At 66.5% G+C, this 12,490-nt stretch carries 15 protein-coding genes; 7 read left to right on the forward strand and 8 right to left on the reverse strand.

The features are described 5' to 3' along the window. Positions 1-50 precede the first annotated feature (50 nt). Both GSE44_RS03260 and GSE44_RS03265 read right to left on the reverse strand, forming a co-directional pair. Positions 51-290 carry a hypothetical protein gene (locus tag GSE44_RS03260; protein WP_159347257.1) on the reverse strand — a complete coding sequence of 80 codons (240 nt, stop codon included), beginning with the start codon at positions 288-290 and terminating at the stop codon, positions 51-53. Between the two features lie 183 nt (positions 291-473). Beyond that, the gene (locus tag GSE44_RS03265) at positions 474-1,064 is read right to left on the reverse strand and encodes a helix-turn-helix domain-containing protein (protein ID WP_159347259.1); all 591 of its coding nucleotides are present in this window, start codon (positions 1,062-1,064) and stop codon (positions 474-476) included. A 788-nt stretch (positions 1,065-1,852) separates the two neighbouring features. Here GSE44_RS03265 and GSE44_RS03270 point away from each other — a divergent pair. Further along, the gene (locus GSE44_RS03270; protein WP_159347262.1) at positions 1,853-2,446 is read left to right on the forward strand and encodes a papain-like cysteine protease family protein; all 594 of its coding nucleotides are present in this window, start codon (positions 1,853-1,855) and stop codon (positions 2,444-2,446) included. Positions 2,447-2,555: 109 nt separating this feature from the next. Here GSE44_RS03270 and GSE44_RS03275 read toward each other — a convergent pair whose 3' ends face one another. After that, positions 2,556-2,744 carry a hypothetical protein gene (locus tag GSE44_RS03275; RefSeq protein WP_235924526.1) on the reverse strand — a complete coding sequence of 63 codons (189 nt, stop codon included), beginning with the start codon at positions 2,742-2,744 and terminating at the stop codon, positions 2,556-2,558. 420 nt (positions 2,745-3,164) lie between these two features. Between GSE44_RS03275 and GSE44_RS03280 the strand changes: the two genes are divergently transcribed. Next, positions 3,165-3,440, forward strand: a complete 276-nt coding sequence (locus GSE44_RS03280; RefSeq protein ID WP_159347266.1) for a hypothetical protein — start codon at positions 3,165-3,167, stop codon at positions 3,438-3,440. A 106-nt stretch (positions 3,441-3,546) separates the two neighbouring features. On the opposite strand, the gene GSE44_RS03285 is transcribed toward GSE44_RS03280, so the two are convergent. Next, a complete protein-coding gene (locus GSE44_RS03285; RefSeq protein WP_159347268.1) occupies positions 3,547-4,137 on the reverse strand; it encodes a hypothetical protein in 591 nt (196 codons plus the stop codon). A 471-nt stretch (positions 4,138-4,608) separates the two neighbouring features. Here GSE44_RS03285 and GSE44_RS03290 point away from each other — a divergent pair, with 471 nt between their 5' ends. Then, a complete protein-coding gene (locus tag GSE44_RS03290) occupies positions 4,609-5,646 on the forward strand; it encodes a sensor histidine kinase (RefSeq protein ID WP_159347270.1) in 1,038 nt (345 codons plus the stop codon). Between the two features lie 28 nt (positions 5,647-5,674). Here the strand turns inward: GSE44_RS03290 and GSE44_RS26140 are convergent, their stop codons facing one another. The 4 genes from GSE44_RS26140 to GSE44_RS26145 form a co-directional block, all read right to left on the reverse strand. Continuing rightward, positions 5,675-6,055 (reverse strand): septal ring lytic transglycosylase RlpA family protein, encoded by a 381-nt coding sequence (locus tag GSE44_RS26140; protein WP_408015087.1) that lies wholly within the window; start codon positions 6,053-6,055, stop codon positions 5,675-5,677. Between the two features lie 328 nt (positions 6,056-6,383). Beyond that, entirely contained in the window at positions 6,384-6,971 is a 588-nt protein-coding gene (locus tag GSE44_RS03300) for a cysteine dioxygenase family protein (RefSeq protein ID WP_159347274.1), read from the reverse strand. 193 nt (positions 6,972-7,164) lie between these two features. Further along, a complete protein-coding gene (locus GSE44_RS03305) occupies positions 7,165-8,700 on the reverse strand; it encodes a sensor histidine kinase (protein WP_159347276.1) in 1,536 nt (511 codons plus the stop codon). A gap of 141 nt (positions 8,701-8,841) precedes the next feature. Further along, on the reverse strand, positions 8,842-8,973 hold the full coding sequence (locus tag GSE44_RS26145) for a hypothetical protein (protein WP_268893618.1): 132 nt from the start codon (positions 8,971-8,973) through the stop codon (positions 8,842-8,844). A gap of 406 nt (positions 8,974-9,379) precedes the next feature. On the opposite strand from GSE44_RS26145, the gene ffh reads away from it, so the two are divergent. From ffh to trmD, 4 genes are read left to right on the forward strand one after another with little or no spacing between them, the layout of a single operon-like run. Next, positions 9,380-10,762, forward strand: coding sequence for a signal recognition particle protein (gene ffh / locus GSE44_RS03310; RefSeq protein ID WP_159347278.1), 1,383 nt, complete (start codon positions 9,380-9,382; stop codon positions 10,760-10,762). A 25-nt stretch (positions 10,763-10,787) separates the two neighbouring features. Next, positions 10,788-11,132, forward strand: a complete 345-nt coding sequence (gene rpsP, locus GSE44_RS03315) for a 30S ribosomal protein S16 (protein WP_159347279.1) — start codon at positions 10,788-10,790, stop codon at positions 11,130-11,132. An 18-nt stretch (positions 11,133-11,150) separates the two neighbouring features. Then, positions 11,151-11,738: a ribosome maturation factor RimM gene (gene rimM / locus GSE44_RS03320; protein ID WP_159347281.1), complete on the forward strand. Its 588-nt coding sequence runs from the start codon at positions 11,151-11,153 to the stop codon at positions 11,736-11,738. Continuing rightward, positions 11,735-12,487 (forward strand): tRNA (guanosine(37)-N1)-methyltransferase TrmD, encoded by a 753-nt coding sequence (trmD, locus tag GSE44_RS03325; RefSeq protein ID WP_159347283.1) that lies wholly within the window; start codon positions 11,735-11,737, stop codon positions 12,485-12,487. Before rimM ends, trmD begins: the two co-directional genes overlap by 4 nt. Positions 12,488-12,490 lie beyond the last annotated feature (3 nt).

Here is a 12,490-nt window from a genome sequence, read left to right on the forward strand (position 1 = left end):
TCCCGGACACAGCCTCACGCGCTGCGCCCCGGGCCGGCCCCTGGGGCAGCTTACGCCTGGTCTTCGGCGATGGCTGTTGCGGCCGGCAACGTCCGGGCGGCCTGCCACTGCCGCTGTACCTCCGCATTCACGGCCTCCGCCGTCTGGCCGGGGAATACAATCACTTCCGCGCCATTCAGGCGGAAGCGGTGCGGCAGTTGATGGCGGTTCGCCTTCTCGAGACATCGCGCGATGACGTGCGGCAGGTAGTCCGTCGGCAGGGTCGGGTAATCTTCAACACGGTCTGTCATGGCCGCCTCCCTCTTGCTTTGGCACTAGCCTAGGCAGGACGGGCCACGCGGTCACCCAGCGCTTCTGTAGCGGTTGCGTGATCTGGATTTGTGCCGCCTTCTCCTGGCGGACAGGAGAAAGGGGAGCGCTGCGCCGCAGCGAGGGCCACTCTCAGTCGTCTTTGGCCAATATGAACAGCGCCGCTAAGCCGCCCGAAACGCCTGAATGTTCCGGTAAAGGGCGAACTCCTCGGAGAGCGCCCTGTCCACCACCTCAAGGCCGTCGTCGGTCAGGCGAACATGCACTCGCCGGCCGTCAGTCCCGTGCTCATAGCGCTGCACGAACTCGGCTCGCTCCAGGGCGGCCAGCTTGCGAAGGGCCGTGCTCTGAGGCGCTCCTGAGGAGATGCAGACCGAAGAGACGGAGACGTGGCTCTCATCGGCCCTCACGGCTGCGAGATCGAGCAGTATGTCCCAGGCCGGCCAGTCAAACAGGCCCTCCAGGAATGTGCGACGACGCGCCGCCCGAAGCTTGAGCAGTTGCCGTACGCCCGAGGCGAACCCAGTGCTGCTCGGGGGTTCGGACGGAGTAGCGGCCTCCGGTGTGCCCGACTGCCCCTGTGTCGGCAGAGCGAAATCGCTTTCCCGGGCGAACACCTCGAAGAGCCGCCCAGAGGTTCTGGTCAGCTTCCTCAGGAGCGTCACTTGCTCGGCGCGGAAGCCGGACACCTCCGCCTGGGCGGGGCCGGTTTTACGATGATCACCCAAGGCGGGCGAAGCAAACCGCGAAGACATTCGCGCAACCTCCTGAACCGGGCAACTCGCCTTGCGGCTTATGCTCCGGGAGCCGCGACATCACCCGCCGAAGGACTCTCCGGCGGGTGACTTCCCAGCACGGTGGGTCTCCGTGCCAGCCATGCAAAAGACCCGGTAATGTGTCCAGAGTTCGGCTCGAATTTGCTGTCTTGCCTCAGTTATGGCCATTGCGTGGCCCTCGGGTTTGCGGTCACGCCACCGCCTGGCGTGCTGTGTCAAAGGTATGGCACCCTCCGCGGCCCCTCGCCTTAAGGGCTTCGGCCACTGGTGAATGTACCGGAATGGGCATTCCGCCAGCCCCTCAACCGCCATGCGTGCATCCAAGCTGGATGCAGATGCCTGTCTCCACGAACTAAACTGTACCCCTGCGGGATCGCTTCATGACGTAGGCTTTTACATGGAAGCTGTGGTGGGCCCAGAGGTGGGCTCCGCAAGCCGGTCCCCAAGGGGTCAATCGCTCCCCTATACGACCCCGCCACAGCATCCACTTAAGGCGAGCCGCCGGCGCTGCCGTTCCCATGGCCGGACCAGCGCGCTCGCATGTCGCGCAACATGTCGCGGCAACTGAATGACAACGTTCCTCGGCGAAAGAAGGGAGCCTTCACAAGCCTCGCAAGCGCCGCTGCAAGAGAATTTAACCCGGCGTTCCTGTCGCCGGCCGAGCCGAAAAGCCAGTACGGCTTGCCGAAGCGGATCAGGGACTTGTTGACTCCTTGCACAGGCAATGCGCCTCATCCGTATACCGAAACCATTGGGCGTAGAAAGACATGAGCGTCTATCTCGATGTGCCCTATGTCTCCCAGCTGAATTTCGGCGGTGGCCTGAATGATCCCACAGGATGCTGGTACTGCAGTGCGATGATGCTCGCGTATCATTTCGAGGCGGGGCCGCGGCTAGGCGTACCGGAATTCTATGGACCTTCCGGCCATATGGCGACGGGCAGCAGCGGAACGGCCCAGACAGCCGCCCGCGCCGCCTTGGCCGCAAAGGGCTTCATCAATGAACACGAGGCGCTGGCAACCCGGGAGCACCTGGCCTCTGTTCCGGAATGTCAAACCAATAAGACCTTCTCCGTCTCGGAATTGGAGATCCTCCTGCGTAGGGCCGGCCCTATCTTTTTCTATTGGATGAAGACCAGCAAAGCGTCCGGCGCAACTTACGGCCATGCCTCGGTTATGATTGGCACTGAGGATAGCGGTAGCCAGATCATCTATCATGATCCGGAGGGGGAAGCTTCGATCGGCGTTTTCCGAAACGCCCGCATGCCCGTTGCTACGTTTCACCAGCTTCGGCAAAAGTGGAAATACGCAATGATGCAGCGAGAAGGCGTGATATCTTCCATGGTCCGAATCAAACCCTGAGCGGGAATTTCAGCCGCAACGGCTTTTCGCTGATCCAGTGACGGCCACTCAGAGCAGGGATCTGGAGTAGGTCTTCAGCCCAGGTCAGAAGCCTCGTTTCCGGGCCGAATCAGCCATCGCGTGTCGAGAGTTGCGTGAGGGCCATGGTAAGTTCCATGCGCTCCACGCGCCAGGAAGATGCAACGGACTGGATAATCTGCCTCATCCGCTCCCGGCGCTCGGGGGTGCCAGGCGGCAGGCCCCGGACGACCTCATCGGCCTCGAACATGGCCTGAGCGGCTGCGATGGCATTGGCCATCCTGGTCTGCTCTGTCATCGGATCCGAACCCTGTCCCGGCGGGTGGCCTCCGCATTCACGCACTGCGCCTGATCCACCTATCCGCCACGGTAAATCACCCGGGCAACGAAGGACACCTCCTGCCCCCCAAAGGCTGCCGCAGGGACGTGTCCAGCCGCGGCGATCCCACCTTGGCCTCACCCCAAAGAACCATCTTGTGCCCCAGGATGGGGCGCCAAGTCACCCTCGTATGAGGACGCACCTTGCATTCCTCCGGACCATTGCCAAGTCCAAAAAGGTCAGGTCTCGCGGTTTCGAGGGTGAGGGTCCTTGGAAAGTCAAGAGGCCGTAAGATGAAAGTACGCTCGCTCTCGTGGTCGTCTAAAAAATTGCAGCATGCCTCAACTGAAGGATCATTGGGGCGGGGGAAGGGAGGTTGGTGTGGCGGCGGACGGACTCTGGGGTCTGAACATCGTCAAGGAGGTCCTCGGGCCGGGATTGGAAGCGATGCTGAATCGCCAGACTACGAGCCGCGACTGTGAGCAACGGATCGCGGAGGTGCGGGCCGCGCTTTCCGACATACTGCAATCCTCCCCAGTCGGGGCCGAAACCGTGAAGGTCATGGCCGCCCGGGCCGTGATCGCAGCGGGTTTCGAGGCGGCCCTCCTTGAGATCAAGGAGAAGCGCCTGGTCGCGCCGGAGGATGACCTCCACTGAAACGGGGGCGCGCGTCGGCTGGCACCGGATTGCCCCGGTCGGACGCGCAGCCTTGCCCTGGCCAATCGCCCCCTGCGACCATGGGGCTTGAGCAGGAAACCCGGGGTCAGACGGCCGAGAGTTCCAGATCTGCACCGGTGACCACGCCGACGCAGGTCCAGTTGGTCGGGTGGCGCTGGAGCCAGCTGCGTAAGGTACTAGGCAGGGTGTGCTTGCCATCGAGTTCGATCCACGCGCGGTGGGTCACGTCAATGCGCGTGCTGTCGGTCTGCAGCCCCAGCTGATAGGCGACGACGACTAGCTCCGAGCAATAGACGTTCTTCAGGACGCCCTGGTGGTTCTCCATGCGCTGCTGGTACTTCTCAAGCCGTGACTTGGCACCCTTCCCGAAGGTGCTGCTTCCCGACCAGCTCTTGAACACCGCGCGCGCGGCCCCGTAGCTCGCGGCATCCCGGATTTCAAAGGATACACGCTGAACGCGCTCCGCCTCGGCGCGCGTGAGATGGTTCGAGCGGAAGCAGAGGGCGCGTCCGTTCCCCCAGGAGCCCTCCACGATTCCACTGTTCGTTGCGTGCAGAACCTGATGGCCCCGGGGAACCTCCGTTGCCTTGCCATGGAAGATGCCGGTGACGATGCCGCAGTGACCAAAGGTCGGCTTCGTGTCGACGATGATGTCGCAGGCCTGCGCGGATGGCACGTTCCAGATCCTTGGCTGTGAGGGAGGCCGTCACCTGGGCGGAGGGTAGGGCGGACGATCAGAGTGTTGCGTCGCAGGCGCGTGGCATGATGGCACGCCGCCTTACAGATGACCTTCGCTCCCCATGGCAAAGCGCGTGATCCCCTTCGTCCTTCACGCGCCTGATGGAGCTTCTATACCGGGACAGGGACCGGCAATAGGCGATCTTGCGATATCGCAACGATAGGGGCGGCAGATGGTATGCTGGCCTCGATCGTCCTGGCCCGCGGCAAAGGTTGAGCAATGCTCGCTGAGCCGCGCCAAATACGCGCCTTATCCCAACAAGCGCGGCTGTAACGGCGTTCCAGGCCCGGACTGGGCCCGAAGGATGGGCACGGCAAGGCTCCACCCGTCTCCGGTTTCCCGCGGCTGCGCCTGTGCAGCCCCGCTGCCATGGGCTAGAGCCGCCAAATTGACCAGGAGGACCGGCGTTTGGCGGCCGATGGCGAGAACGGGGTCGCAGCGGGCGAGGAGCAGTTCCGGCTGCTCGCCGACCATGCGCCGGTGCTGATCTGGCGGGCGGATACAAGCAAGGCCTGCGACTTCTTCAACAAGCCCTGGCTCGATTTCACTGGGCGCGGCCTGGAGCAGGAGCTGGGTTTCGGCTGGGCCGAAGGCGTGCACCCGGAGGACTTCGACCGTTGCATCGAAATCTTCACCACCGCCTTCGACGCACGGCAGGACTTCACCATGGACTACCGCCTGCGCCGGCACGACGGCACCTGGCGCTGGGTGCTCGACAATGGCCGGCCCTTCTTCGTCCAGGGCGCCTTTGCTGGCTATTTCGGATCCTGCATTGACGTCACCGACATGAAGGCAGCCTTGGAGGAGCGACGCCCGGCGCTGGAGGAACGTGAGGTGCTGCTGCAGGAGCTGCAGCACCGCGTGAAGAACAATGCCCAGTCCACCACCGCCGTGCTGCGGCTGCATGCATCCCGCAGCTCTAACCCTGAGGTGGCCGAGCGCCTGCACAGCGCCGCCGAGCGCGTCCATGCGGCCGCGCTGGTGCAAGACCGGCTTTTCCAGCTGCCCTCCTTCACGCGTGTGGATCTGGGCGAGCAGCTGGCGGCGGCGGCGAATTCCGCCATCGGCCGCGCCGGCGACGGGGTGGCGCTGAAGATCGAGCACGGCGCCTCCATCAGCGTCAGCGTAACTCAGGCCATGCCGCTCGCCCTGGCGGTCAGGAAGCTGGTCAGCAATGCGGCGAAGCACGCCTTTCCCAACGGAATGAAGGGACAGGTCAGCCTCTCCATGCAGCCCAGGGAAGAAAGCCTTGCGGAGGTGACGGTGGCCGATGACGGCGTGGGAATGCCGGCGCATTTCCGAGCCTCGGGCGTGACGCCGCCCGAGCCACGCAGGGGAGCGCTCGGACTGGAGCTCACCGCGCGCCTGCTTCAGCAGGTCGGTGGAAGCCTGACCGTCACGACCGGCAGCGGGACCGCGGTCAGCCTGACCTTCCCGATCCGCTGACGCGCGGCGCCGCAGCCGGCGCGCCGCCTTAGCGCCGGGCGCGCCCCCGCCGGGGTGTCGCGGCCTCTGCCCGCGAGGTCACGGAAGGCCCGGCGATCGGCGCCACCGAAACCATCGCAGTTCCGGTGCTGGGCATGCCGAGCCGACGCGCGACACCCGGGCTGACATCGAGGATGCGCTGGCGCCGATGGGGGCCGCGGTCCCGCACCCGTACGGTGACGCTGCGCCCATTGCGCAGGTTCGTCACGCGGGCGCGGCTGCCCAGCGGAAGCGTTTTGCTTGCCACCGTATCGGAGCGTGGATCGAAGCGGCTGCCATCCGCCATGCGCCTGCCGGCCAGCTGGGAAGCATAGATCGAAGCATGGCCGCGCTGAACCCGATGAGGGCGCCGGCTCCTGACGACCGGCAAGGGGCGTGCGTGATGAGATGACCTTGCCTCCGCTGCCCGTTGCCCATGGCTGCTGCGCGCCAGCGCGGCGCTTCCATCAGCACAGGCGAATCCGAGCGCCGCGCAGAACAAGGCAATGGTCCATGGCTTCATGCGTCGGTTCCTCCTGCCAATGGTGAGGACGATCTGGCACGTCCGAAGTTGCCGCGCTGGTGGCTGCGGCGTGGCAGGAAGTCGGCTGCGCAAAACGTGAACAAGGAAACGCCTGCACGCGCCGTCCTGGCGAAGTGTTCCCGCGCAGCGTTCACGTCAGCCGACGGATGCGAACTCCCGTGGTGCGCGGGCGGGATCAGCGCCGGGTCTGCACGCCGATCGGCATCGGCTTCACCGTCTTCGCCTCAAGATCGTAGGTCACACGCTCGCTGAGCGTCTCGAGCGCGCGGCCGTAGAGATGCAGGTGGCGGATCGGCCGATCGCCGACGATGTCGACGGAATGGATGTCGTCCGGCAGCATCGCGATGCCGCTTCCCGCCGCCACGACCACCATCTCCTGCTTCCCCAGTTCGGCATGGCCCTCCCGGCTTCCGTCGTCGACGCGCTCATAGACGGTGTTGTGCTCCTCGCCCTCGATTCCGGCGATGCAGGCCCAGGTCGTGTGGTTGTGCGGCGGGATCTTCCGCCCGGGCAGCATGGTGTTGAGATAGAGGGCGAAGGTCCTGTCCGGATCCTCGGTGATGAGGTAGCGCGCCTGGCGCGTATCCTCGCCGGGGGCAGGGAAGTCGGCGGCGGGCCAAAGTTCCGGCTGCGCGGCGAGCCCCTTGAGAACCTCGAGCACCCGCGCGACCGTGGGACGGTCAACCGGGCCGCCTGCGATGATGCCCTTCACATCGGCGATGGCGGATTCAACGGCTGCCTGGCGGCGGTTGGCAATGGACATGCGGTTCCTCCCTAGCCTCTGTGTGGGCCGGTGATTTGAAGCGGTGCACCCCATGATAAGCGCATCCCGCCGGAATCATGCACCATGGATCACCGCAGGCGGCCATCCGGGTCCGGCTTCTCACGCGGCTTCACTGGGGCTGAACACCCTGTCACCGAGCCCACGCCTTCGGTCCGGCACCGAGGCGCCTGTCCTACCCCTCCACCATGTCATAGGGCGCGTCGAGCGCGAAGCTGAAGCCGGCTTCGGCAAAGGCAAGTTCGACGCGGCCCCGTGTCGCGGCCTCGAGATTGTCCTTGATCAGGCGCGACCCGAAACCCCAATGCCGCGGCGTCGCCACGGAAGGGCCGCCGCTTTCCCTCCAGTCCAACTGCAGCCGGTGCTCGGGCAGCTTGCCGGAGAGGCGCCACGCAACCTTCACGCGGCCTTGGGGCACGGAGAGAGCCCCATATTTCATCGCATTCGTGGCCAGCTCATGCAGGGCCAAGGTCAGGGCGAGGGTCGGCTGCGCCCCAATGCGCAGGTCGGGGCCGGAGAAGGCGATTCGGCCGATGCCATCCGGGTCGCAGAGCGGCATGATGCCGTTAATCACGTCCTGGATCTCGGCACCGCTCCAATGGGTCTGGATGAGCGCATCCACAGCGCGGGCCAGGGCCGGCAGCCAGGCGTTCAGTGAGCGCTTCGCCTCATCCAGCGAAGCCGCGCTGCGCAGCGTCTGGTTGGCGAGCGCCTGCACGACGGCCAGCGTGTTCTTCGTGCGGTGCGCCAACTCCTTCATCACCGTCTGCTGCTGCGCCTGTGACTGCCGCAGCGCATCTTCGGCCTGCCTCGCCGGTCCAACATCAACCACGACGCCGCTGTAACGGAGGGGACGCCCCTCCTCCGCACGGCTGCACCGGGCACGCGCCAGCACCCAGCGCTCCGCACCTTCCCGGTCGAGCAGGCGGAACTGCGTGCTGTAATCGGTCGCCAGGGTCACTGCACCCGTGGCGCCGGCGTTGAGCGCCGCGAGGTCATCGGGATGGATGGCGGCGAAAACTTCGGCGAGGGGCAGGCCGGAGGTCGCGATCGCCGGGTCAAGTCCATAATATTCAACCAGCCGCCGATCGCCCCGGATTGTGGCGGAGGGCAGGTCCCAGTCGAAGAAAGCGGCCATTCCCGTCTCGAGCACGCTTTCCATTCGCGCCTGCATCTCGGTGGCTTCCTGCTGTTGCGCCTCCATCCGCCGGAGAGTGCGGCGCCACTCGAGAAGGGTCGTGGCATGGCGCGCCAGAGCCTTCAGCATCCGGCCCTGGGTGGCTGTGATGTCACGCGGCTTTCGATCAATCACGCTGATCGCGCCGAGGGGGAGGCCCTCCGGCGTGCTCATCGGCGCGCAGGCATAGAAGCGGACCCCCTCTGCGGCGAACCCTGGGTTCGACTGGAAGCGCGGGTCCTGGGTGGCATCCGGCACGACCAGCAGGTCCTGCTTGATGAAGTTCGGTGGGCAGAAGGCATCGTCGAGCGGGGTGGAGTGCCGGCCAAGGCCAGTCTCGGCCAGGAAGACCTGCCGGCCCTCCTCAAGGAAGCTTAGCAGGGCAATCGGTGCGTCGCAGAACTCCGCGGCGGCCCGGACGATCTCTTCGAACTCCGGATCACAGGGCACGTCCGCAGGATCGTGGCGCCGGAGCGGCGCGAGACCCTCCTGTTCCGTCCAGCGCACCACTGGAACCCCGGAATGTACCAACATCGAACCGTCCCCCGGGGCGAGGCAGCGGCAATAACACAATTTCGTGATCTGGAAACCCTCGCGGATGAGGCGAAGGCATTGCGATCTTGTCGGACTTTGTAACTGTCCAGGCCAGGACCGAAGACGTCATCCGGCCCCGGATCAGGAAAGCCGGTCGATTGCCTCGACGGGCCAGCCGTGCAGCCGCCCCAGGATGTCGGTCAAAGCCTCGTCCGCCAGGGCCATATCCTTTCCACGTGCGTGCTGGGCCAGATCCTTGATGACCTGGATCACCGATTGATCTGGCCCGGGGGAGGGGGCTGCTTGGCGCGCAGGTGTCTGGAAGGTGTCGAAACCGGGGAGCATGAATGAAGCTCGCCTTTCATGGGCATGGCTCGGTGAGGCGGACCACAACCGTAACGAGAGAACCAGAATCTACAGCTACCGGTCCGGAAGTCACTGTTGGGCCTGCAACTCGCCCCGATCGGCCAGCGTGCCGGCCAGCCCCAAGGGATGCGCCGGCACGGCAATCCTTGACGCCGCGGCCCTGAGGGGCTAAGCGCCCGACCTCCCGGGACCTGTCCCGCCCGCCGGTCGGCCGCCCCCAGGGTGCCGGCTCCGCCGCTCCGCGAAGACTCGCGCAGCGGCGCGATCGGTCATGGGGCGGTCCCAACCAAATTGCAGGAACCACCCCGCCCGCATGTTCGAGGCGCTTTCCACCCGCCTGAACGGCGTCTTCGACAAACTCCGCCGCCGCGGCGCCCTGTCGGAAGCCGATGTCAACGAGGCCCTGCGCGAGGTCCGCGTCGCCCTGCTTGAGGCCGACGTGGCCCTGCCGGTGGCGCGTGACCTCATCAACCGTGTGCGGGAGCGGGCGGTGGGCGTCGAGGTGATCCGCAGCGTCTCCCCGGCGCAGCAGGTCATCAAGATTGTCAACGACGCGCTGGTCGAGGCGCTGGGGGGCGGGGAGGGGGCCGAGCTTCCGGGGCTGGATCTCAACGCGCCGTCCCCGGTGCCGATCCTGATGGTTGGCCTGCAGGGCTCGGGCAAGACCACCACTTCCGGCAAGATCGCGCTGCGGCTGCGTAACCGCGACAAGAAGAAGGTCCTGCTGGCCTCGCTGGATGTGCAGCGCCCGGCGGCCCAGCTCCAGCTGCAGACCCTGGCGGGCCAGGCGGGCGTCGCCTCGTTGCCCATCATTCCCGGCCAGTCCCCGCTCGAGATCGCGGCGCGCGCCATGGATGTGGCGCGGCGCGAGCTTTACGACGTCGTCATCCTTGACACCGCCGGACGCCTCTCCATCGACGACGCGCTGATGGAGGAGGTCGCGGCGGTGAAGGCCGCGACAAAGCCGCACCAGACGCTGCTCGTCGTCGATGCGATGACGGGCCAGGACGCGGTGAACACCGCACGGAACTTCCAGGACCGTGTCGGCGTCAATGGCATCGTCATGACGCGCGTCGACGGCGATGCGCGCGGTGGCGCCGCGCTGTCCATGCGGGCCGTGACCGGCGCGCCCATCCGCCTGCTGGGCGCCGGTGAGAAGCTGGACGCGCTGGAGGATTTCCATCCGGACCGCGTGGCCTCGCGCATCCTTGGCATGGGCGACATCGTCTCCCTTGTCGAGCGCGCGGCCGAGACGATCGATCGCGACGAAGCCGAGAAGCTGGCCGCGAAGATGCAGAAGGGTCAGTTCGACCTGGAGGACTTCGCGTCGCAGCTGAAGCAGGTCGGCAAGATGGGGAACCTCTCGGGGATCCTCGGCATGCTGCCCGGCATCGGCAAGATGAAGTCGCAGATCGAGAACGCGAAGATCGATGACTCGATGATCGGCCGGCAGGCCGCCATCATCTCCTCGATGACGCGCAAGGAAAAGCGGAACCCCGACATCATCAAGGCGTCGCGCAAGAAGCGCATCGCCGCGGGTGCCGGTGTGACCGTGCAGGACGTGAACCGCCTGCTCAAGCAGTTCGACGACATGTCCGCGATGATGAAGCGGATGAACAAGCTCGGTCAGAAGGGGCTGATGCGGGGTGGGCTCGGCGCCCTCCTGCCCGGCGCCGGCAACCGACGGCCTTTCTAAGAGAGATAGAGAGAAGGACTACGAAATGGGCCTCAAGATTCGCCTTGCCCGCGCCGGTGCCAAGAAGCGCCCCTACTACCACATCGTGGTGGCCGACAGCCGCTCCCCGCGCGACGGCCGCTTCATCGAGCGCCTCGGCTCCTACAACCCGATGCTGCCCTCCGACCATGCCGAGCGCGTGCGCCTGTTCGACGAGCGCCTCAAGCACTGGCTGAGCCAGGGCGCGGTGGCGACCGACCGCGTGGCGAAGTTCCTGGGCAAGGCCGGCCTGGCGCCGATGCCCGTGTTCCCGGAGCAGCCGAAGCAGTCCGCCCCGAAGAAGCGCGCCCAGGAGCGTGCCGCCGCGGCCGCCTCCGCCGCAAGCGCCTGAGGATCGGGCCGCTAGTCCATGTCCGCGCCGCGTCGCATCCTGGTCGGTGAGTTCGGCCGCCCGCACGGGGTGAGGGGGCTGATTCATCTCCGCTCCCACACCGCCGAGCCGGCTGCCATCGCCGGTTACGGCCCGCTTTCGGATGAAAGCGGGGCGCGTCGTTTTGTGCTGAAATGGCTGGCGGAAGGGCTGGTGCAGGTGGAAGGCGTCGCCGACCGCGATGCCGCCGCGAAGCTCACCGGCACGCGCCTTTATGTCGACCGCGATGCCCTGCCTCCGCCCGAAGAGGACGAGTTCTACCTTTCCGACCTGATCGGCCTTCGTGCCGAGACGGAGAGTGGGGACGTGCTCGGCACCGTCCTGGCGGTGGAGGATTTCGGCGCCGGCAGCATCCTCACGCTGCGCGACGAGAACGGGCGCGAGGCGCTGTTCCCCTTCACCCGCGCCGTGGTGCCGGTGGTGGAGATCGCGGCCGGGCGCATCGTGATCGTGCCGCCGGAGGAGCAAGTGGTTCCGCCGCAGCCGGGCGAAGCGGAAGCGGGCGATACGCCCCGGCCGCGCCGTCCCTCCATGCGTCGCCGCAGCGGCGGGCGAGACGCGGCATGAGCTGGAACGCCGCCGTCCTCACCCTCTTTCCCGGGATGTTTCCGGGGCCGCTCGGCACCTCGCTGGCTGGGCGGGGAATGGAGCGTGGGTTGTGGTCCCTGGAGGCGCGCGACATCCGCGACGTCGCCACGGACCGCCACCGCACGGTGGATGACACCCCCTTCGGAGGCGGCGCCGGCATGGTGCTGCGCCCGGATGTGGTGGATGCCGCCTGCGCCGCCGCCATGCCGGAGGGCGACACCCGCCCGCTGGTCTTCCTCACCCCGCGCGGCACGCCGCTCCGGCAGAAGCTGGTGCGCGAGCTCGCATCGGGGCCCGGCGTGGTGCTGCTCTGCGGCCGCTACGAGGGGGTGGACCAGCGCGTGGTCGAGTCGCGTGGGATGATCGAGGTTTCCATCGGCGACTATGTCCTCTCCGGGGGCGAAGTCGCGGCGATGGTGCTGCTCGATGCCTGCGTGCGGCTCATCCCCGGCGTCATGGGGGCAGCCGAGAGCGCGGATGAGGAGAGCTTCTCCCCGTCGGACGGCCCGACCCTGCTCGAATATCCCCATTACACACGCCCCGCCGAATGGCGCGGCCTGCGCGTTCCCGAGGTTCTGCTCTCGGGCCATCACGCGGAGGTTGCCCGCTGGCGGCGCGCCCAATCGGAGGCCGTGACCCGCGAACGGCGTCCGGACCTCCTGAACACAGACCAAAGGCGCGACGCTTCGGCGCGGGCGCCATTGCATGCGGCGGCGACCCCCGCCTAAACG

Origin of the sequence: Muricoccus harenae (assembly GCF_009848505.1) — a bacterium.
GTDB lineage: Bacteria > Pseudomonadota > Alphaproteobacteria > Acetobacterales > Acetobacteraceae > Roseomonas > Roseomonas harenae.

What these genes read in the sequence shown, in the direction of transcription:
- trmD (WP_159347283.1), top strand. Translation starts at nt 11,735, where the DNA reads ATGAGCTGGAACGCCGCCGTCCTCACCCTCTTTCCCGGGATGTTTCCG.
- GSE44_RS03270 (WP_159347262.1), top strand. Translation starts at nt 1,853, where the DNA reads ATGAGCGTCTATCTCGATGTGCCCTATGTCTCCCAGCTGAATTTCGGC.
- GSE44_RS03305 (WP_159347276.1), bottom strand. Translation starts at nt 8,700, where the DNA reads ATGTTGGTACATTCCGGGGTTCCAGTGGTGCGCTGGACGGAACAGGAG.
- GSE44_RS03265 (WP_159347259.1), bottom strand. Translation starts at nt 1,064, where the DNA reads ATGTCTTCGCGGTTTGCTTCGCCCGCCTTGGGTGATCATCGTAAAACC.
- rimM (WP_159347281.1), top strand. Translation starts at nt 11,151, where the DNA reads ATGTCCGCGCCGCGTCGCATCCTGGTCGGTGAGTTCGGCCGCCCGCAC.
- GSE44_RS03275 (WP_235924526.1), bottom strand. Translation starts at nt 2,744, where the DNA reads ATGGCCAATGCCATCGCAGCCGCTCAGGCCATGTTCGAGGCCGATGAG.
- rpsP (WP_159347279.1), top strand. Translation starts at nt 10,788, where the DNA reads ATGGGCCTCAAGATTCGCCTTGCCCGCGCCGGTGCCAAGAAGCGCCCC.
- ffh (WP_159347278.1), top strand. Translation starts at nt 9,380, where the DNA reads ATGTTCGAGGCGCTTTCCACCCGCCTGAACGGCGTCTTCGACAAACTC.
- GSE44_RS03260 (WP_159347257.1), bottom strand. Translation starts at nt 290, where the DNA reads ATGACAGACCGTGTTGAAGATTACCCGACCCTGCCGACGGACTACCTG.
- GSE44_RS03300 (WP_159347274.1), bottom strand. Translation starts at nt 6,971, where the DNA reads ATGTCCATTGCCAACCGCCGCCAGGCAGCCGTTGAATCCGCCATCGCC.